15 protein-coding genes are annotated in these 20624 nt (G+C 58.6%); 5 read left to right on the forward strand and 10 right to left on the reverse strand.

All coding sequences use genetic code 11. The features are described from left to right. Positions 1 to 4: 4 nt before the first annotated feature. The 6 genes from KAJ83_RS01315 to KAJ83_RS01340 form a co-directional block, all read right to left on the reverse strand. Complete coding sequence (locus KAJ83_RS01315; protein WP_210680210.1) at positions 5 to 2239, reverse strand: hypothetical protein; 2235 nt, start codon at positions 2237 to 2239, stop codon at positions 5 to 7. Between the two features lie 123 nt (positions 2240 to 2362). Continuing rightward, positions 2363 to 3043: a class I SAM-dependent methyltransferase gene (locus KAJ83_RS01320; protein ID WP_210680211.1), complete on the reverse strand. Its 681-nt coding sequence runs from the start codon at positions 3041 to 3043 to the stop codon at positions 2363 to 2365. Between the two features lie 53 nt (positions 3044 to 3096). Further along, positions 3097 to 4326 (reverse strand): class I SAM-dependent methyltransferase, encoded by a 1230-nt coding sequence (locus KAJ83_RS01325; RefSeq protein ID WP_210680212.1) that lies wholly within the window; start codon positions 4324 to 4326, stop codon positions 3097 to 3099. 56 nt (positions 4327 to 4382) lie between these two features. Continuing rightward, positions 4383 to 5279 (reverse strand): sugar nucleotide-binding protein, encoded by an 897-nt coding sequence (locus KAJ83_RS01330; protein ID WP_210680213.1) that lies wholly within the window; start codon positions 5277 to 5279, stop codon positions 4383 to 4385. An 89-nt stretch (positions 5280 to 5368) separates the two neighbouring features. After that, complete coding sequence (locus tag KAJ83_RS01335; protein ID WP_210680214.1) at positions 5369 to 7135, reverse strand: hypothetical protein; 1767 nt, start codon at positions 7133 to 7135, stop codon at positions 5369 to 5371. 187 nt (positions 7136 to 7322) lie between these two features. Next, positions 7323 to 7841: a WbuC family cupin fold metalloprotein gene (locus KAJ83_RS01340; RefSeq protein WP_210680215.1), complete on the reverse strand. Its 519-nt coding sequence runs from the start codon at positions 7839 to 7841 to the stop codon at positions 7323 to 7325. A gap of 316 nt (positions 7842 to 8157) precedes the next feature. Here KAJ83_RS01340 and KAJ83_RS01345 point away from each other — a divergent pair, with 316 nt between their 5' ends. Together KAJ83_RS01345 and KAJ83_RS01350 are read left to right on the forward strand one after the other, a co-directional pair. Beyond that, on the forward strand, positions 8158 to 9363 hold the full coding sequence (locus tag KAJ83_RS01345; protein WP_210680216.1) for a methyltransferase domain-containing protein: 1206 nt from the start codon (positions 8158 to 8160) through the stop codon (positions 9361 to 9363). Between the two features lie 163 nt (positions 9364 to 9526). Further along, a complete protein-coding gene (locus tag KAJ83_RS01350) occupies positions 9527 to 10378 on the forward strand; it encodes a class I SAM-dependent methyltransferase (RefSeq protein WP_210680217.1) in 852 nt (283 codons plus the stop codon). Between the two features lie 16 nt (positions 10379 to 10394). Here the strand turns inward: KAJ83_RS01350 and KAJ83_RS01355 are convergent, their stop codons facing one another. The 4 genes from KAJ83_RS01355 to KAJ83_RS01370 form a co-directional block, all read right to left on the reverse strand. Further along, entirely contained in the window at positions 10395 to 11408 is a 1014-nt protein-coding gene (locus KAJ83_RS01355) for a glycosyltransferase family 2 protein (RefSeq protein ID WP_210680218.1), read from the reverse strand. 37 nt (positions 11409 to 11445) lie between these two features. After that, a complete protein-coding gene (locus KAJ83_RS01360) occupies positions 11446 to 12156 on the reverse strand; it encodes a nucleotidyltransferase family protein (RefSeq protein ID WP_210680219.1) in 711 nt (236 codons plus the stop codon). 1 nt (position 12157) lies between these two features. Next, complete coding sequence (locus KAJ83_RS01365; RefSeq protein WP_210680220.1) at positions 12158 to 13675, reverse strand: PfkB family carbohydrate kinase; 1518 nt, start codon at positions 13673 to 13675, stop codon at positions 12158 to 12160. A 309-nt stretch (positions 13676 to 13984) separates the two neighbouring features. Further along, positions 13985 to 14839, reverse strand: coding sequence for a methyltransferase domain-containing protein (locus KAJ83_RS01370; RefSeq protein WP_210680221.1), 855 nt, complete (start codon positions 14837 to 14839; stop codon positions 13985 to 13987). 483 nt (positions 14840 to 15322) lie between these two features. Between KAJ83_RS01370 and KAJ83_RS01375 the strand changes: the two genes are divergently transcribed. The 3 genes from KAJ83_RS01375 to asnB all read left to right on the forward strand — a co-directional run bounded on the left by KAJ83_RS01375 (position 15323) and on the right by asnB (position 20613). Then, positions 15323 to 17287, forward strand: a complete 1965-nt coding sequence (locus KAJ83_RS01375; protein ID WP_210680222.1) for a hypothetical protein — start codon at positions 15323 to 15325, stop codon at positions 17285 to 17287. 133 nt (positions 17288 to 17420) lie between these two features. Then, the gene (locus KAJ83_RS19575) at positions 17421 to 18707 is read left to right on the forward strand and encodes an O-antigen ligase family protein (protein ID WP_210680223.1); all 1287 of its coding nucleotides are present in this window, start codon (positions 17421 to 17423) and stop codon (positions 18705 to 18707) included. A 7-nt stretch (positions 18708 to 18714) separates the two neighbouring features. Beyond that, on the forward strand, positions 18715 to 20613 hold the full coding sequence (asnB, locus tag KAJ83_RS01385; RefSeq protein ID WP_210680224.1) for an asparagine synthase (glutamine-hydrolyzing): 1899 nt from the start codon (positions 18715 to 18717) through the stop codon (positions 20611 to 20613). The last annotated feature ends 11 nt before the right edge of the window (positions 20614 to 20624 follow it).

Below are 20624 nucleotides of genomic sequence, written 5' to 3' on the forward strand. Positions count from 1 at the left end.
GATCTCACCACTTCGCCTGTATAATGGCCTCGAAAAGTCGTTCGCGCGGTGTTTTCTCGAAAACGATCAAATCCTGCACATCCCAAAGTCCAGGTCCTTCAGCCATGGCATCGATATCGTCCCGCCAGTCCTCCATATCCCGGCGTCGACACCCGGCATTAAATATTCCATAAGTGAAGTGGAGGGTTAGCTCAGCGGAACGGTTCACGGAAAGCGCCGTAAAGGCACCGTTTCCACGAAATATTCGTGCTCCCACCCCATCCGTATCCTCAATCTTCCAACAGTGGGAATAATAAACTGGCAATACGATAATGGTTGGACCATCTGACTTTATCGTGACGTGTAGTTTATTCTTACCGACCCGCAAGGAGGCATCGTCAGCACGCACAAAGTCGTCCAGAGGCCGTGTTTTTAACAAGAGTGTTTCACGCACATCCACATCCGGCTGCTGAAGAAGGGCGATAGTTTTCGCTATGGACGTGGTTTGTTCAATTCTGCTCGGACGAAGGATTACCTCGGGGTTGCGCACCCGATGAACATAGGCATGCCCGCCATTGGCTATATCCACACGCTGTCCAGCCTCCAGTGCGGCATGATGAAGCGGCTCCCCGGAAACAACCACCTTTACCGCAAACGAACGGAACAAGTTCTCCTGATATGAGGCAATCGTCAGTTTGTTGAACCGCGCCTTATAATGGTTATACGGATGTGATTGATCTTTTGTCGCTTCTTCGGAATCCGTAAGCCGCGTGGTAAGGAAGTGAGCTGGAGGTGTCACCACTTGCGCATATTCATTCATGGTTCGCGCCCCCATGTTCAGCAAATGGCCAGTTACATGATTAAAGCTAGGAGTTTGATCACGCCCGATGTTAAGTACCGATACGGTAAAAAGCGTTTCCTCCCCCCCATCCTGCCGGAGCATATCAAGAGCACGTTCCGCGATCGGACGATAAGATTCTATTGGTTCCTGATAGATGATGGAGCGATTTGGCGCCAAGCTCATCGCGCATGCCACGATAACTACTGGAGCCACTAAAGAAAATGTAACGGAAGCCGCCCGACGCCCCCAAGAGGACAGATGAATTGGAGTCGCGTCGATTCCGTCCCGCAAGATAGCTGCAATAACACCGACCGCTACTACGATGAAAACCGAATAACTATGGGTTTCATAATATAACGGGAAAGGAAATGGCCAAACCTGAGCATAGGCTAGATAGTAGGTAGCAACGAGATAAAATACTACCAAACACGAAAACATTGAAAATGAGATGAATTGCCTTCGTCCCTTTGTGAAAAGGGCCCCAAACAACAAGGATACAAAAACAGAAATATGGATAAGGAAAGTCCACTTTCCGACAAAAACTCCTGAAGTATATACGGGGAATCCAGCCCCTCTCCAGGCTTCCATGACCATGGAACGAGAATTACCAATACCAAGAGTATATATATACTCCAACAGCCCGGAAGCAGAAATAATAACGATTATCCCAAAAAGGTAGGCGGAATGAATTAGTATCGCCCGCCCCTTTGACAACAACGCAATCACAAAGAATGGAAAGAAGAACATCCCATTTATCAAAACCCATAGAGGTTCAGACGATATAGACCAAACCAAAATCAAAAGAAACGACAAATACCTTAAAATTAGATTTTTATTATTATTTATAAATGCGATTCCAAGCATAAAATTAAACTGCGCAATCGACAGAAATGCTGTCGGCCAAATTAAAAATTGAACAGAAGTGCTAAAAATATATTGAAAAGGGTATATAGTCTGCAAACATGAAGCAAAAACTGCCAAAAAAGAGAAAATATTATTTAGGCCAAGGCAGCGCGATAAAAAGAAAATAGAGCTGGAAAAAAGTAGAAAATTTATAACCGATGAAATGAAAACACCATTCCACCCTTCAATATAAAGAAGGGGAAATGTCGAGCTTAGAGCCGTATTGAATGGTAACGCTAAATTAAAAGCGCCCTGCATTGTGTTTATATTGTTTGTCTGCCAGGGAATTCCGCTGGACTGAGAGTTTTCAATCAGAAGCTGTAATAACCGGCCATCCGTCCCGGCAAAAAGCCCCTGGGGAATCTCAAGCCAAATCAGCGGCACAATGATCCAGAACGTCAAAAGAGAAAGATAGCCAAGAATCCGATCGCGAGACCAGTACTGCCGGCTAAATAAGAAACTCGTCCAACCGTTCATGGACTGATGAAGGATTTCATATGCTCCGAAAATTGTCATTTATCCTATCCTCATCGTTTTCTTTAAAGTTTATGATTGTTCCTAATAAGGATATGTAAGTTACATACTCATTCGATATGCGGACGTTTGAAAACTTTCCTTAGGCTAAATCTATAAGCGGCCTCATCGCAGCCCCGCGCAAACCGCGAAGTTATAGTGCGCCATCTTGTGGAAGCCGGTATGGACCACCTCGTCATTCATGCTGAACATGAAGACGTTGTGGAAATAGTTCTGGAGCAGCGCCTTCAACTCCGGGCCGGTCTTGCAGTTGATGTGCCCTTCCTTCGATTGCGGCGAGGCATAGACCTGGCTTTCCAGGGAGGGGACGCCGATGACCGCGCACCCGTTCTTTTCGAGATTGCCGAAGCTGTTCTCCAGGAAGACACGCTCGTCCTTCGGCTCGATATGCTCCAGCACATCCAGCGAATAGACCGCGTCGAACGATCCCGGGACCGGGCCGTCCAGCATGTCGTGAACCCGGGCATCGAAGTGCCAGCGCTCCACCATCCGGTCGTTGACGTCCTGGATGAAGACGGGATCGAAATCGATCGCCGTCAGATTCTCGACTTCCGCCTGAACGATGCGGATACCGAAGGCATCGCCGCATCCGACCTCCAGAACGTGGCGGCGCCCCTGCAGCATCTTGGCGACGAACTTGTAGCGCGATAGCCGGAAGACCAGATGCTTCGGGTCTTCGTACCAACTCTCGCTGCTGCGCAGGCCGAACCGCTCGACGCCGCGCTCCTTCGCGGCCTCGACGATCACTTGGTACTGTGCTTCCTTGGTCTTCTGCGTCTCGCTCATGCTTAGTCGCCTTCTTGGCGGCGCGTTCTGGAACGCGGCCGCGCGCTTTCGCGTTAAATCTTGACGTCGCCGTCCTTGCCGACGACCCGGGTTTCGGGGCAAAGCACGACGAAATGGCCGCCCTTCTCCAGATAATCCGGGTTGGATTCGATAATCTTCGCCGAATGCACCCAGGCAAGGATCACGGTGTAGTCCGGCATACGCTCCAGCAATTCTGCCGTCGGACGAATGGGAATACCATCGCCGGATGAGTATTTCCCGACCTTCTGCGGATGATCGTCGACGATGAAATCGATCTTGTCCCGCAGACCGAGCTGGGCCAGCAGGGTCGGCCCGCTGCGCGCCGCGCCATAGGCGGCGACGGTCTTACCCTCGGCGCGCCATTGATCGACCAGGGCCGCGGTCGCTTCGCGCATCCGCACGAGCTTGGCATCGAACTCCCGAAGGGTTTCGACCCGATCGAGCTTGCGCTCGTTCTCCAGCGCGACGAGTTCATGAACCGACGTCTCGACCGGCCGCCTGCCCCCCTTCAACTGAACGGTCCCGATCAGGGAGCCGTGCTGGATCGGCGCGCGCTCGACCGCGATCAACTCCAGCCCATGCCGATCGAGGAAATCGATCAGCGGCTTCACCGAATGGTGGCTCATATGCTCATGGAAAATCGACGCGATGAGGACACCGTCGATGATATCCAGCAGATACTGCGCCTCGAAGAAGAATAGACCGTCCGGTGCCAGCATGGTGCGGACGCAATCAACCATCTCGCCCAGGTCGTCCGCGTGCGCGAAGACGTTGAAGGCGCAGATCGCATGCGCAGGCCCGTATTCCTTCCGAACCCGCTCGGCGAGGTCCCGGGTCATAAGGTTACAGAAGGTCTCGATCCCGCGCTCATTGGCGCGGCGCGCGACTTCCGTCGCCGGATCGATGCCGAGCACGCGATAACCCCGTTCCTTGAAGGGCACCAGGAGCGAGCCGTCATTGCTGCCGATATCGACGACCAGGGCGCCTTCCGGTGGCTTGGTGGCGTCCAGGATCGTGTCCGCCATCTGCCGGAAATGCTCCGGCATCCCCTTCGCCTCACCCGAATAATAGGTGTAGGAGTCCCAAAGGTTCGTCGAATCGATGACGTCCAGATGCTGAACATGGCCGCAATCGGCGCACATATAGACATCGACCGAATAGCGCGCGGCCTGGCGCGCGGTTTCGGGATCGTCGGTATAGCCTTCCGAAAGAGGAATCGGCTTAAGCGCGACCACGAGTTCCACGTTCGGCGAGTCGCACAAGCGACACGTATCCCGATGCGCCACGGAAACGTCCATTTTCAAGACAGCCCCTCCCCTCAATCCAAGTCCCGCGCGGCCGGGAACAGGTCCCGCACCAGCGCTTCGAGCGGCTGCGGCCGCAGCCCCGTCAGTTCCTGCGTCCGGGTCATGCCCAAGCCGCTATAAGTCGGTTTGAAGGCGATATGAATCCCCTTCTCCGTCGACGTCGTCGCTTCGATAAGGGCAGAATCGACACCAAGCCGGCCCGCCAAGGCTTCCGCGAACCGCGTATAGCTCACGTTCTCCGCACCCGAAAGATGTAAATTACCGGACACCCTCTTTTCCGCGATCGTGGCCAAGGATTCACCCACGAACCGGGTCGACATCGGCGCGAAGATCAGGTCGGAAAAGGGGGTTACCACCTCGCCCTTGTCCCATGCCGCGAGCCAGTTCGGCAACGGTGGCGTGTCCGATTCCATGATCTTGGTCAGCCGCGTGATATTGAGCCGGTCGCGCGCGTCCAATTCGTCGGCGAATTTCAGTATCTCGCGCTCACCCTCGTCCTTCTGCCGGGCATAAGCGATGCCCGGCGCGTGCGGGTCATCCTCGTGCGGCCAAGGACGCTCCCCACCGAACACGGAATTGGTCGAGATGAAGGTAACGAAGATTCCCTGCTCCAACAGGGAGGCGACCAGCCGCGGGATCAACTCCACATTGATGACCCGGGCCTGGGGGTCGGTCTCGCAGCGCTCGTAGTTCGTCGCGGCCGCGATGACGAGGGCATAATCGACGCCTTCCGGCGCGCGATAGGTCTCCTCGCGTTCGAAATCCATGAGAACGCGCCCCGGCCCCACGGTCTCCTCCCGTCGCGTCGAGGCCAGAACCTCGTGACCGCGCGCCGCGAGCGCCTTCACGGTGGCGCCGCCGACAAGGCTGTCGCCACCGACAACCAGAAACTTTCCTTGATCCGGCATCTTTTACCCACCTGTTTTGAAGCATCTGCTCTTCGCAAGTGCTTATCTCGATGTCAACTGCCCTTCCCCTTGCATGCCGATTCCACGCTTTAAGGGGAATTCTCGTCGCGCGTATTTCCGTCGCCTCGCCGGCGCATGGTCAGCAGGATACTCGTACAGAAGGCCGGACGGGCCACCCGGGAGCACGCGCGGTGACGAAGATTCACGCCCGCCATCGCCGTGGCGATGAAGGGAAGCATGACCGCCGCCAACAGGGTCGCCGGGGTTTCGCGCCAGCGTCCCGGCCAAAGCGCGCGCAGACAGGACAATTCCAATCGTCGCAGAAGGCGTCTGAGACGCCCCCCCACCAACCGCGTTGAAATCGTCCATCCCAACCAGTCACGCGGCAGCATCCCCTCGACCAGTAGAGGAAATAGGTCGGTATGATTGGCCGGGTCGGCCGACGCGCCGGGATGGTGTATCCAGAGCCTTAGAACACCGCCCGGCGCCAGCAACGGCTGCGTCCGCGCGATCAGGGCCCGGATTTCCTCAACCCTATCCCATGGCAGACGGACGACAACCGCGTCGAAGGGGCCGCCCTGGGCACTCGACGTTTCGCCGATTCCCTCGATCGATGACGTCGTGGCGTCGAGGCGGCGCACGCATTCGGCCGCGAGCGTCCCGTCACCACCATCCGCCACGAGGGTTCGGGCCGCCCTGTCCCGCGCGATTTCCTCCAACTCCCGCTCGATCAGCCATATATCCGGCCATTGATTGTGCCAAAGCGCGACCCGCATGCCCCGACCGCGACGCCGCCTGGCCCCCTGCAGAATGCGGGCATAGATCGATGCCGCGCCCCCATCCTTCAAGGATGGGCCACCCTCCCCCTGCGCCAGTTCTGGCGGCAGACTGGCCGGGCGGTCCGTGCCCGCCTGCTCGGCACGCGAAAGGCTCCACATCCGCACCGCCGGCGACCAATAGGGATGGTTCGCGTAAGCGATTGGCGGACACTTGTTCAGGGCCGCGTCGATACGGTCCATGAACGCGCTCAACGCAGCTTTCTGCCGTGCCAATCCCGCCGGCAAATCCCGTGCATGGAAGACGATATCCCGTTCAGCGACGGCGCGATGCTCCTTGGTCGTCCAGGCGGCCAACCCATCGGCGATCATGGCGGGATCATGTACCCCGGCGAAGAGTAGCTCGCGCTCCTGCGCCGTCTGCTGCAATTCCATGATGAAACAGTCATCGGAATCATCGAGCACCACCCACGGCCCCGACGGGGCCAGATCCGGCACGAACCCGTAATCGCAATAGGAGGTGACCGGCGGCATCGAACGCTCCGGCCGGATCGCCAGCATGAAGATCAAGTGATACCGCGCCAGAAGCGTGGCATCATCCACCTGCCAGAAGATTTGATTGTAGGTGTGGGCGGCCAACAGATCCTGCGTCACCGTCTTCCCGACGACGGTCGGATGCAGCATCTCGAACGCCATGGCGACCATATCCCGCTTTCCCATGGCGAGGGTCGACGTTCGCGGGTCGAACGCCTCCAGCAGACGGGGTACGGCTGGCTCCGCCTGAACACGCAGCGAAGGCGCCAGAATGCAGCGTGCCTCGTTCCGGCTCATATGCTCGGCGAGCATGCCCAAGGAGCCGTCCGCCAGGACGAAATCCGAGTTCATAAAGATGAACCAACTGTCCGTCTGCCGCTCTCCCGCCGAGCGGACACCACGGGCGAAGGCCAAGGTCAGCGTGACGCCGTAATGACCATCCGTCACCAAATCGTCGATCAGGATAAAGGTCACCGTGCAATGCTGGCGTAAAGCCGCGAAGGTCGGCTCGCGCTCGAACAAGGCCACGCTCTCGCGCGTGGTCATGATCGCGACCTCGAGTTCGACCCGCTCCACCAGGCTCGGTATATTCCCCGAGGCAAGATAGGAAGGCAGGGAGACTCGCGCGAACACCTCAACGTAGCGACGCCCCCATATCGCCGCGATCATCCTCGCTTTCGGTCGCATTTCCCCCGACCTTGATTTGAATTGTCCAGCGTGCGCCCAGTCGCGCCTATGCGTCGAGACCGCGAATGAAATCGAACCCCGCCTCGGGATCGCTCTCGGGCGGCGCCCAAGCAGCCCCCTCCGACTTCGCCGGATCGAACGGACCGGTCGTTGTTTCGAGATAGACGAAGATATCACTCTCGAAATCGAGTGTGTGGAATATCCCTTCCGGCATACGATAAAAGAACGTTCGCCCCTGCCCGTGCGGCCCCATCGGAACGCGCCGCGTCACCTCCCCCGATTCGCCGAACAACAACGCGGTCGCGCTCCCCTCGAGCACGGTTAACGTCTCGCTTTTCCCGAAATGCCGGTGCGGACGTACATAGGATCGGCCAGCCATGGCGATCAGCATCTCCTGGGCCGTCGCTTCCGGGCCGGGATGGAAACAGATACGGCAGCGCTTTCTGGGTGATTCCAAGGCGATGCGCTTGATCATCGCGACAGCCTCCGGGCCGGCCGTCGCAAAGGAATCGACCGAATAATAGACCTCCGCCGCCACCTGCCGGAATGCGGTGCTGTCGGCCATAAGTCTTCTCCTGGAATATGCCCCCATCAACGTCCATGCCTTTCAGCATGAAGCGCCTCTTGATAGGGGGTCGATAAGCTCACGTCAATTTTGGGTGCTTCCGCTCGCGCCGGAAGTCTCTGAGAGTTCATGGTGAAAAGCGTATTATCATGGATTCCCCGCTGGATTTCGGGCCGCCTATTGTGCAACAAGGCGGCGTCCGGGGGCGCGATGGCCTTTTCCCGGATTCCATCGGTACGGGGGACGTGCGAAAGACTTTTCACGCGGTTCCATTCAAACCCGTGGACAAGCTATTTCGATCAATCGGAGGGTTCGGATGAGTTGTTTGGTTTGCGGCAACGCGCTAGGCGCGGATCGGTTGGATGTCGGTGCGCATCCCGTGGCCTCCTTCCTGCGCGAGGAGCGCTCGGCCGAGGAGGATCGCGTATCGATGGTTCTGGGCCAGTGCGAGACGTGCGGAGTCATTCAACTCCGGCAGCCGGTCTCTCACGAGAAGCTCGTCCCGCCGACCTTCATCGCGGCCCGTGAGCCGGAGGATCACCTCGATTCGGTCGTGGACAAGATCCTGGAACTGCCGGGCATGGGCCCGGACAGCGTCGTCGCCGGCCTCACCTACAAGGACGACACGACGATAGAGCGGTTCGAGCGCAAGGGCATCAAGAAGACTTGGCGCGTCGAGCTCTCCGATCTGGACATCCAGGAACCGGCCGCCAATATCGAGACGGTTCAGATTCGCACCACGCCGGAACGGATGGAAGCGATCGCCGCGAAGTATGGCCAGGCCGATTTACTGCTCGTGCGTCATATTTCCGAACATACCGAGGATCCCGGCGCCTTCATGCGCGGACTATCCGCCCTGGTTAAGCCAGGCGGCTTGCTGATGCTCGAAATCCCCGATTGCACCGCCAACTTGAACCTGAAGGATTATTGCATGGTGTGGGAGGAGCATTCGCTCTACCTCACCCCGGCGACCTTCGCGATGCTGCCGCCATTGGGAGGCTTCGAGAGCCTCTATATCGACGTTCATCCTTTGCCGTTCGAGAACTGCCTGGTGCAACTCGCACGCAAGACGGGCGAGCCGCGCATGCCCGCCCCGACCCCGGAGGCGGCGGCCGAGATCGGGTGGCTCGGCGACTATGCGCGCGCCTACGAGCCCGCGCGCGAGGAACTGCGGCGCCTGCTCCAAGGCATGCGTGAAAGCCAGGGCAAGATCGCGCTCTTCGGCGCCGGCCATCTGGCGTGCGCTTTCGTCAACTTCATGGGTGTCGAGGATCTGATCGAGTTCGTCGCCGACGACACGCCGGAGAAGCAAGGGCGCTATCTTCCAGGCACGAATCTCCAGATCGTCCCCTCGGCCGAACTGGTTTCCCAGAACATCGCCGTGTGTCTGCTGGCGCTGTCCATCACCAACGAGGATAAGGTGATCGGACGCAACCAGGGCTTCGTCGACGGTGGCGGACGGTTCCTATCGATATTCCGTGCCAGCACACGATCCGTTTTCGACGCGGGGAAGAAGACGTAGACTCCCCCATCGACGAGGGCGGCATCCCCGATGGGTTGCCCCCGGAAATAGTCCAAGCGGTGCGGTGTCTTTGGTCCCTGGACGCGTCCCGGCCGTGAGAATAATGTGAGCGGTGATTGCTGACAGGTTAGTCGGCACCGAAATACAGGAGCGACGAGATCCTATGGGTGTTTCATTCTATACTCTTGAAACAATGGAAAAGTATGGCCTGATCGGTGCGGGGCGAACCTTGTTGGATTTCGGCAGTTCGAACCTGTACGCCGCAACAGCCGATCAGATCGCCGCCTTCGTGAGACGGCACGTGGAATCGCCCCGACCGGATCTCGATGAGTTCGCGAACCGTCTTGCCAGTGGCAGCGGCAAGGGCCCCGACGGCCAAGCGCTCAATCAAGCGTTTCTGGGCGAACTCCTGGAAGCGATCAATATGACTTATGAATCGATCGATATCGCGGCCGGCTATAAAACACGTCAAGTCGATCTTAATGTCGAGCCGTTGCCGGCGGCAATGGTGGGCCGTTACGATTCCGTCATAAATTGCGGAACCAGCGAGCACATCCTCAACCAACTAAATACATTCAACGCCATCCATGCCGCCACGAAGTCGGGGGGAAGGATGATGCATGTCCTGCCGGCGATCGGCTTCGTCGATCACGGCTACTTCACCTATACGAGCCGGTTCTTCTTCGATCTCGCCGGATACAATCAGTATGAGGTCGTGGATATGTGGTACGAAGGCGACGGCGGTGGCGACGAGAACATCTTCACTACCGCGCGCCAGTATCAAACCTATTTTCCGGTGCTGACCGAACGGCTCGCGAAGATCGGGACCACGGATCGTGAAACCAAGCAGGACAGCGTGAAGGTTCCCACGATCTCGATTTCCCTTGTCTTCCAGAAAACCCAGGATGTGCGGTTCATGGGGACGTTGGAAACCAGCACCAGCGTGGGGGAATTCACAGGCGACTTGCGGGACGCGTATAGCGAAAAGCAGGGCTCCGCAGCGAAGACTGGGTAATCAGCCCTATTTCATATCACCCCTGGAGCCGGAGACGTCGGGCGACGAGGTCGCCCGCGTCGAACGGGCGGAGCCCAGCGAAAACCAGCCCTTTCGCTAGAGGACGGCCCAAGGACCCCAAGCTTCGGCAAAGCCGTGCGAAACGGATAGGGCAAGACGGGACGACATCCAGCACGCCTGGGTGGTCAAACCCACTCCATTTCCCACGATCGATTTGGAAGCAAAGAGCGCCGCTGATCCAGCGGCGGCGCCATCTTTGCGCGTACCCGGATGGGAAAATATCCGGCGTGTTTGCCTGAAAACGTTCGAATGCTGCCGCGGCGGTTCTCACCAACAGGTCCGGGTCGAGGTTTGTGCGCGAAGCCACACCCGTATCGCTCCGTCGCCAGGCGCCAAACGGCCGCTCGTCGAAAATCGCGCCCCAGCGCGCCGCCATATAACGCTGAATATAACCATCACAGAAGCTTCCCAGCGCGAGATCAAAGCCGCCTAATTGCACAAGACGGTCTCGTCGATAAACGCTCGAATTCCCAAAAATCCAACTATCGCGCGCCATGAGGGTGCGTCGCGCATTCTCGGGGGAAACCCAACCATCCTGGTTGTAGGGTGAAGGGCTGGCGATAACACCTAAATCCTGCCCATCGGCGTCCGAGATCAACCGGGTACGGGTGGAATAAATCGCCGCGCTCGGATGTGCTTGAAGCCCGGCCCTGGCCGCATCGAGAAACCCCGCCTCCACCGTATCATCGGCGGCGGAACAATGAACCAAGTCGGTCTCGACCGCCTGAATTCCCATGTTCAGCGCACCCACGACGCCTAGATGCTCCGACAGTTCGATCAACTTGACGGAAGGGTAAGTCGAGACGATCTCACGCACACGGAGTCGCGCGGCCGGATCGGAATAATCATCGACGATGACGACGGCATCCGGCGCCGCTGACCGATCCGCAAAAAGCCGTTTCAGCGCGTGGGGCAAAAGATCCGTGTGGTTCCTATGGGGAATCACGACGCCTACGCTCAAGCCTTGCATTATTGCCTCGCAGGGATAGCCGGACGTCCCGAGCCCGTTACCTCTTGTTTGGCCTGAATTCGCGATGCGCTCGTTCCAGGCCCTCCACGGTTTCTATTCCGCGATGATAGCCGTCCACCGCGGTCGCGAAAATCCGACCGACATACCGGGGGATGATCTCCGTGCTGAGATCGATGAAAGGGCCCTCGTGCTCATCGATATCCGCGAGAACTTCCGGGGTCAGGATATAAACCGCCGCATTGGCCAGATCACCCGGCGGATTATCCACCTTCTCGTGAAAGGCCTGAACGAGTCCGCTCTCATCAAGCTCGACGATCCCCGACTGCCGCGGCATGTCGGTATGGAAGGTCAGCATCGTCAGTGCCGCTTCCGGCGGGCGAGCGTCATGTTTCGCGAGGAACGAAGGCACGTCGAGTTGCGTCAGGTTGTCAGCATGCGCGACAAGCAAGGGCTCTCCAAGATGGAAGCCGCCATTGGCCTTGATCGTACCCGCTGTGCCAAGCAGATCGGGCTCAAAGCTCATAGCGACGCGATCACGCCAAGGAGACTCTGCGATGAAGGCCTCCACCTTCTCATGGAGATAATGGGTATTAACCAAAATCTCCGAAACCGCACGGTCGCGCAGCAGCAACTCAAACCAATAATCGAGCAACGGCCGCCCATGGACCTCGACCAGGCACTTCGGCGTGGTATCGGTAATCGGCCGCAGACGGCTGCCCATGCCCGCGGCAAGTAGAAGCGCGCGCATATCAGGCAAGCACGCCGCGAAGGGCTTCGATCAACTCGGTCTGATGCAGCGGTTTATTGCCGATCCGGGATACCTGACAACTCGCCGCGACGGAGCCGATAAGGGCGCTGAGCCAAGGATCCGCACCGGCCCGGAGCGACATCGTCATGCTGGTGAAGAGGGAATCGCCGGCCCCCGCCGTATCGACCGGAACGGCGCACAACGCGGGCAAGCGGTCCGCGAAAGGCTCCCCATCCGACTCACTGCGCACGAGGAGACCATTACCACCAAGCGTTACCGCGACGATCCGCGCTTGCGTCGAGGCCTTCAATTTCTCGACCGTCGAGGCCAAGCCGATGTGGAAGTCGCGGATGGAGAGCCGCGCCTCGTGCTCCGTCGGTGTGATCAGATCCATTCCCTTGAAGCGCGCGATATCGCCAAACTGCGAGGATGCCTGACTATCCGCCACCATCATGATGTCCCGACGCCGGGCACGGGTTACCAAATCGTCGACCAGCGCTTGGGGAAGACAGCCATAATTGAAGTCCGAGAACAGCAGCACATCGGTCTGATCCGCGATTGCCTCGAACGCTTCCGCTATACGACGCGCGACCTTTTCCTCGACATCATGCTGGCGCAACTCGTTGACGCGCAGCAGGGTCTTACCCTGGGCGCGGAATCGGCGCTTCAAGGGCGTCGGGCGCGTGGGATCGCGGAAACCGAATACCTGCACGCCGAGTTCCTCGAGCGCATCAAGGCTCGTCTCACCGATCTCGTCATCGCCGATGATGGTAAGGAAGGATACGTTGGCACCCAGGCTGCGTGCATGGCCGGCGACGGCCCCCGCGCCGCCGGTGAACCGCGCCTCGTCCTGGGGCGAGACAACGATCGTCGGATCTTCCTGGGACATGCCGACCGGCTGGCAGGAGATATAGGAATCGACGATAAGGTCCCCGATCACCGCCACGCGCAAGCCACTGAAGGCGGCAACCGTGCTGGCCGCGTCATGCAGGGTAATTCCGTGACGGGTAATGTAATCCCTGGGGACCAGCGCCGCCTTGGACGGCCTGGAGAATTCACGCTCAAGCGCTTCGTTGTCGGCGAATGCGATCTCGCCGGATCCGAATACCAATCGTCCCCCATAGGAATCGACGATCGCCTGCTCGACGTTGAAATGCTCCTTATGCTCCGCCCCCTTCACGATGATGTCCGGTTTCAGCGCGGCGATCACTTCGGTCAACGGCTGCGTCAGATCCAGGATGCAATCGACGAAGGAAACCATTTCCAGCGCTTCGCGACGGGTTCCGATCGGGATCGTCACCTCCCGCGGGCCATCGGGCGATAGTCCGACGACCAGGCGATCCGCATTCTCGGAAGCGAACTTCAACAGGCGCAAATGACCCGGATGAAGCACATTGAAGTTTCCGGACACGAACGCGACGGTTTCCTCTGGACCGAAGGCATCGCGAACCTCCTTGCACATCTTCGACAAGTCGGGCGCGTTCGTGGGATAGCGTACATTTTCGGCGAACTCGTGCATCGAAGTCCTCATTTGATCCATTCATCGACTTAGACGTCGCGCGAACCGCGCGACCAGCATAGCCCAGTAGCAGGCATGCGCGACCGCTTCTTTGCGCGACGGTTCCGCAGCAGTGGACGATGAAAGCAAATCTCGGTTCCCCACCCGATTATTCCGCATCAGAAAAGCAGAAAAACGTGCCCCCATCAAAGCAGCGTGATCAGTACCTATTGCCTATTCCCAGATATCCTCAAAATGCCCCCGAACATATCCATGCACGCATGAAAAAGGAATATGCCAGCCAATAACCACGCTATCCCCGCTGACGCCTTATACCGAACCCTTTTGCCCGATACAGGATTCCTTGAGGCGTCCTCCCCATTTTCGAGCCGACTTATATGTCCGAACGATAATTCCCGGCGCGGGTTTGACATAGTTTTTCGCGTCGACGCAACTCGTATCGACGACATATTCGTTATCAATCGCGTCGGCAGCAAGATTCTCCGTGGTCAAGCTAGTGGTCTGCTCCATCGGAATCTGGAATGGGTGATCATATTGTTTCCGCAAGACGGTTTCGATCCCGATATCGTGCGCCGCATCTGAAACCGTATCGCTGCCTTCGAAACCTGCGGGCAATGATACGGCACGACCGACACTGAAGAGCTGCCTGATCAAGCTGTATTCGTTCGAGCCCGCAAGGTTGCGGAAGAATAGCTCATCATACCGAAAGAACCCGTGCGAGAAATATCCGTCCGATGGCAAATCATGATACATTACCCCCCTTTTGGCGCAAAGATCATGGACCACCTGAAACGCATTCAACTGGTTTATGACATGCTCCGTTGTTCCAAGGTTCATGACCAAGTCGAAGCGACCCTTAAGCGCGGGGCCAGGCGCATGCCTGTTCAGATCGAAAAGAATGGTTCTCGGCGCGTCGAAGATATCCAACGCGACATAGGTAAAACCAGCGCGTTCCAGCAAATCGCCTAGAAACATGCCGTCCTTGATATCATCCAGGAAGACCGTGTCATTGTTCGCGGCGCGAAGATGCGAAGGAGCCCTGCGCGCATAGTACGCGAGCATCGAGGCCGCCCCCTCGCGGAGAGCGGCTCCGAATAGTTGCGTCACACCGATATCGCAGATTTGAGCGCCGTAGGGCAGCTGACCCGCTTCAGTCAATTCCATGATCCGCTGGATCGTCTTAATGCCCGCGCCCAAAGTTTTGTGCTCCGCTTCTTGGAAAGATAAGGGGTGGATTTCGAGGCGCGCTATTCTCTCAGAACCCGCGCTCGAAGGATACGGCTCCGTATCCTGGCGAGGTCACCGTGTTCGCATCATTCTAGACAAGCTATGAGACATCGCACGTGAGAGCCCCGCACACAGTATTAAGCAGGGCTTTCCACTAGTGCCTTCCAACCCAATTGACAATCCTCGGGAACACGGTTTTAGAAGGGACGTGACACATGTTTATGACGCGCCCGAAGAAGTGGAAATGTCGATGAATTCACAATCTGGGTTTTAATGGATCGCGCATAGCGTGCACACTCCGATTCAAACCGTTTCGTGATTGCCATTCCGTTGATCTGAATCGCAGGGTGTCATGCCCGGGTGGGAGAATCGGGATAAAGGGTCGAGGTGGCTATTCTACCACGTGGAGGGGGAAGTTCGATGGCGGGCAAGCAAAGGGCGAAATTTATCTCAGCAGTATGGGGCGCCCGCTACATCCAGGATTTCTGCCAAGCGTCCCTGCCCTCCTATCTCGCGCCCGGAAATCTACCCACGCTCGGCGCGGTTTGCGATCTCGAGATACTCATCCTGACGGACAAGGCGAGCGTTCCGATCTTCAAGCGAAATCCGCTGTTCGAGGACCTTCGGAAAATCTGCGCCGTCCGGTTCATTCTGATCGACGATCTGATCGTGAAGGGTCAGTACGGGGTAACGCTTACCCTAGCCTATGCCCGGGCCGTCATGGACAGTGGAGAAGCCCAAACGGATACCTATTTCATTTTCATGAATTCCGACTTCGTTCTGTCGGACGGCTCGCTTCGCCATCTCGGAGAGCGTATGCAAGCGGGTGAACCCTGCATCATGGCCCCCTCATTGCGCGGGCGTCAGACGGAACTCACGGCCTTGCTCCGTGAGGAATACGACCCGGCGAGCCGGACGTTGTCGCTTTCCTCGCGCGAGATGATCCGGATGACCTTCGATCATCTTCATCCCACGGTCGTCGCCAAAACGGTGACACAGGATCACATCACCTGCACCACCACCAACCAACTTTATTGGCAAGTCGATGAATCTACTCTTCTGGGCCGCTATTATTTGATCTTCATGCTTGCCATCAAACCGGAGCGGCCGATGCCGCTCGTCACTTCCTATTGCGACTATGGATTCGTGCCGGAACTGGTGCCGTCCGGCGCCTTCTCCATTATCGACGATTCCGATTCGTTCTACATGCTCGAACTACAACCGACCGATCAGGAATCGGAGAGCCTGCGGTGGGGGCGCCTGAACCCCCGAAAGGCGATCAAGACACTCGCCGAATGGACCACCAGGGAGCATCGTGCCTTCGCGGAAATCGACGTCATGTTCAAGGCCGGGGATGCGCCGGAATCCTTGGACAAGGAGCGAGCCAATTTCCGCGATTTCTTTGATAGGTTCAAAAGCGCCCTACGCTCGCCCCCCAGGGAGCCTGCCTATCACCCGTATTGGGTGCTCGGTTTTCAATCCTGGTGGCAATTGCGTGGCGAAGGTAATGTATCCGGGACATCCGGGTCCTTCACGCCTCCCCCTACCATCCCATCGGAAATGCGGGCGCCGGCATGGATCGGTAAGGCGGACGCGGACGATATTCTGGGCCGTCCATCCCTGATCCCCAAGGACTTTACTTGGCTGAAGCGGTTCCTTTATCCCTCTTTCGAACGTCCACCGGATGTGTCCCATACCCATCGCGCCCGAACCGATTACGAACCGATCAGGCGGTGGATAAAATCCATGAAACATGCGGGAACCAAGGGCCTGTTCCTGCATGAAGTATCGAGTCCCATCACGCGGCCGCTTGCGCGGCAATCCGGTGCCGAAACGCTGGCGATCGACGAATTCATCCGCGATGACATAACGCCGAACCAACTTTATTCGGACGTTCTCATCCATGTATATCTATCATCGATCGGACATGTCGGTTCGCTTCTAGCCAATGTCTCGAAGATCGTTGAGCCGAATGGCCGCATCACGCTTTTCATTGAAGGAAGTTCCCTGAATTCCGGCGTTCAGGAAGGCAACTTCCAGCACGAGTTGGCCCGGTTTATGGCGGATACCTTCACGATCGGATTAATGAGGTTCGACATCAGGACGGCATTCGCAGGCGGACACATCAAACACTATCTGACAATCGTCGAAAGAGGCGCTCGGACGAGGATATCTGTACGCTCGCCGCTAGGGAGTCTGAAGCGTCCCGTCTTTTATCTAATTCTCGCCGCTACCGCCGTTCTGTTCGCCGTGGATAATATCCGGAAGAAATTTCTGCGATCCACTAAACCAAAATACTGCACGAGCGTGGTTCTCACTCTCGATTTTTCGAACAAACAGAAGCGTGGCATGCACAAGCGACACTTGGAACAAGGTTCGGTTTGACGTTCGCGCGGCTCTCGGACAAGACTGCGGCCCACTTTCATATACAGTCGATCCTGTGCTTCTTCGTGTCGCATGAAGGCGGTTCGATGGGGGATGGTCGACGGTACTTTCCATTCACCGACTGCGTGTAACAGTGGCGGACCAGATGATGCGTCTAACGCCTGTATCCATGGCTTTCGGGGCGCTCGCCACGACGGTTCCGCTTGTCGCCACATTCGCGCCGGTTCAGGTCACCGCGCTGTTTCTGCTGTTCGCTGTTCCCCTCGCCTTCCTGGCTTGGCGCCGTGCGCACGCACCGTTCTTGTTCGCGTCGGGCGGACTGCTTCTATGCCTACTCCTTTGGGGCGGCGTCACGCTTTCATGGAGCATCGCTCCCGACGAGGGGCTCAAGCGCCTGACCCGGCTGCTGCCTCTCTTCGCGTTGGGTGCACTTTGCCTCGCGATCGCGGTGCGGACCGATCCGTTAACGCGCTGGACGGCTGCGCGCGCCGTTCGTGGCGGTGTCTTGATCGGAATCGTCACGCTGATCCTGCTCAGCCTCAACCGTTACTTCGTCAATGGTGCCTTCGATTTTGGGGTCGAGGAGATCATGGGCGCTGATCTGTTGAACTATAAGGTGGGGGGGACATGCATCGCGGGGCTAGCGCTCATCCTGCTCGCCCAGGAAATCGATGATGGGAAACACGGTCGCGCGCTTGCCGGTGCGGCGCTTGTCGGCCTGCTCGTCGCCGCGACGCAAAGCACGACCGCGCTTGCCGCCTATGGTATCGGGGTGGCGGCATTCCTGGCGGCAGTTGCCCTGCCCCGCGTGATCGGCCCGGCGGTCGCGGTCGCGATTCCCTGCGTCGTCATGGCCATGCCATGGCTACCCGATCCGCCCTTTTCCCTGATGAAGGAATTAAGCGCGTCCGGCCTGCATCGCGCCGCGATCTGGCATTTCACCATCGATCGAATTCACGAAGCGCAGTTCCTGGGGTGGGGCCTGGATTCCGCGCGGGACCTCCCTGGGGGGCGGGACTTGGTGCCCGACAATTTCTTCGGCTACAAGGTGCAATGGGTGCCGGAATGGCATCAATTGATGCAACTGGAAACGGCGGAGATTCTGCCCCTCCATCCGCACAACAATAGTCTGCAGGTTTGGCTCGAACTCGGTTTCCCCGGCGCCGTTCTGTTCGCCGCGCTGTATGGCGGCGCGGCAATCCTGATCAACCGCGATTCCGGGCGGAGCCGAGTTCAAAAGGCCGGGCTTCTCGCGATTCTATGCTATTTGTTCGTTGTCGCCTCTGCCAGTTTCGGCATTTGGCAAAGCTGGTGGATATGCTTGCAGCTCACCGTCTGGACACTGGCCCTGGCGGTGTTGACCAAGCCACATCCGGTGCGGCCCATGCCCGGCCAAATGCCGGATATAGCCGGGACATGAGTGCGCCATGTGCGGAATAGCCGGGTATTTCCTGAAGGCGGCATCGCTCGACGCCAGCGAAGGCGACAGCCGCCTCCGCCGCATGGCCGATTCCCTTGCCCATCGCGGCCCGGACGGCGACGGTATTTGGAACGAGCCTGCGGTCGGCTTCGCCCATAGGCGGCTCAGCATCCTCGACCTCAGCGACAATGCCCGGCAACCGATGAGTGACGAGAGCGGCCGCGTCCATCTCACCTACAATGGTGAGATCTATAATTTCCAGGAACTCCGGGCGACGCTGGAGAAGCGCGGCGCGCGCTTCCGCTCCACCGGCGACACGGAAGTCCTGCTCAAGGCCTATCTGGAATGGGGAGAGCGCACGCCGGAGAAACTGGTCGGCATGTTCGCCTTCGCCGTCTATGACCAGCGGGACGAGTCGCTGTTCCTCGCCCGCGACCGTTTCGGTGAGAAGCCGCTGTTCTATACGGTTCAGGATGATGCCTTCCTGTTCGCTTCCGAGATCAAGGCATTGCTGACATGGCCCGAATTTAAGCGCCGTACCAACGGCCGGGCCCTGCACCGCTATCTCACCTTTCAGCACGCGCCCTATCCGGAAACGGCTTTCGAGGGGGTTCTCAGCCTGCCCCCCGCGACGCGGTTGCGTATTCGCCGCAACAATTGCGCGACGCCCCCCGCGCCCGAGACCTATTGGTGCCTGGAAAGACCGCCGACACCGACGGCGCGTGACCCTATCGAGGCGGCGGAAGATGTGCGCGCGCTCTTGGAGCAAGCCGTCCGGCGGCAACGGGTCAGCGACGTTCCCCTCGGCGTCTTCCTGTCCGGCGGACTCGATTCCAGCGCGATCGCTTATAGCCTGCGCCGCATGGAGGCCGGGACGCTTCGAACCATAACCGCCGGCTTCGAGGCGCGCGCCAATGACGAGCGCCGCTATGCCCGGATCGTCGCCGATCTCGTCGGCGCGGATCATTCGGAATATACGTTCCATAACGACGTCGTGGACGATGTCGTCGCCCTCGATTCCGTCCTGGACGAACCTTTCGCGGACCCCGCGATCATACCGGCGATGCAGATGTCGAAGCTGGCCAAGCGCCATGTGGACGTCGTCCTCTCGGGCGATGGGGGCGACGAGGCGCTGCTCGGCTATTCGCGCTATGTCGGATGCAAGCTGGCGCACATGCTCGACCTGATTCCCGGACCGATACGCCGGACCCTCGCGCGCGCCGGGTCGGGATACGCGGTCGGGCCGGATACACCGCGCGCCCTGCGCTATGCGGCGCGTCTTCTGTCGGAGATGGGGCGGGAGGAGAGCGCGCGTTACGCCAGCATGATCTCCTTCTTCTCGGACGAGGATCGCCCGTCCCTCTATGCCGACGGCATGGCGGCCCACGGCTCGGAGCATATCGCGGAGGAGATCGCGGCAGCGCTCGCGGGCGACGAGCCGATCGCCTCGCGCGCCGCGGCCTACGATCTGCGCGGTTATCTGCCGAACGTCCTGATGACCAAGACGGATCGCGCCGCCATGGCCTTCGGACTGGAGGTGCGCTGCCCCTTCCTGGATCATGAATTGGTCGAATATTGCGCGGGCCTTCCCGACTCGTTGCGCCTGCCCGGGACGAACAGCAAGGCCGTCCTGATGGAGGCGATGCAGGGCGCGCTCCCCAGCGAAATCCTGGTGCGGGACAAGGCCGGTCTCGGCGTGCCGCTTGCCCATTGGCTGCGAACCGACCTTTGGGAACTGCTGACGGACAGCCTGTCGGAGGAGACCGTCAAGCGGCGCGGCCTCTTCAACCATGCCCCGATCGCGGCGATGCTGAACGAACTGCGGGAGGGGGGGAGCCGTCCGCAATATCGCCTTTGGGCCCTGCTTCGGCTTGAGCGCTGGCAGGCCTCCTGGGCGGCGGCATAGCGCGGGTTCCC

It is taken from the genome of Marivibrio halodurans (genome assembly GCF_017963645.1).
GTDB classification, from domain to species: Bacteria; Pseudomonadota; Alphaproteobacteria; order UBA8366; family Aestuariispiraceae; genus Marivibrio; species Marivibrio halodurans.

Coding starts and splice junctions, on each gene's coding strand:
- KAJ83_RS01315 (WP_210680210.1), bottom strand. CDS start 2,239: ATGACAATTTTCGGAGCATATGAAATCCTTCATCAGTCCATGAACGGT.
- KAJ83_RS01320 (WP_210680211.1), bottom strand. CDS start 3,043: ATGAGCGAGACGCAGAAGACCAAGGAAGCACAGTACCAAGTGATCGTC.
- KAJ83_RS01330 (WP_210680213.1), bottom strand. CDS start 5,279: ATGCCGGATCAAGGAAAGTTTCTGGTTGTCGGTGGCGACAGCCTTGTC.
- KAJ83_RS01335 (WP_210680214.1), bottom strand. CDS start 7,135: ATGACCACGCGCGAGAGCGTGGCCTTGTTCGAGCGCGAGCCGACCTTC.
- KAJ83_RS01340 (WP_210680215.1), bottom strand. CDS start 7,841: ATGGCCGACAGCACCGCATTCCGGCAGGTGGCGGCGGAGGTCTATTAT.
- KAJ83_RS01345 (WP_210680216.1), top strand. CDS start 8,158: ATGAGTTGTTTGGTTTGCGGCAACGCGCTAGGCGCGGATCGGTTGGAT.
- KAJ83_RS01350 (WP_210680217.1), top strand. CDS start 9,527: ATGGGTGTTTCATTCTATACTCTTGAAACAATGGAAAAGTATGGCCTG.
- KAJ83_RS01355 (WP_210680218.1), bottom strand. CDS start 11,408: ATGCAAGGCTTGAGCGTAGGCGTCGTGATTCCCCATAGGAACCACACG.
- KAJ83_RS01360 (WP_210680219.1), bottom strand. CDS start 12,156: ATGCGCGCGCTTCTACTTGCCGCGGGCATGGGCAGCCGTCTGCGGCCG.
- KAJ83_RS01365 (WP_210680220.1), bottom strand. CDS start 13,675: ATGCACGAGTTCGCCGAAAATGTACGCTATCCCACGAACGCGCCCGAC.
- KAJ83_RS01370 (WP_210680221.1), bottom strand. CDS start 14,839: ATGGAATTGACTGAAGCGGGTCAGCTGCCCTACGGCGCTCAAATCTGC.
- KAJ83_RS01375 (WP_210680222.1), top strand. CDS start 15,323: ATGGCGGGCAAGCAAAGGGCGAAATTTATCTCAGCAGTATGGGGCGCC.
- asnB (WP_210680224.1), top strand. CDS start 18,715: ATGTGCGGAATAGCCGGGTATTTCCTGAAGGCGGCATCGCTCGACGCC.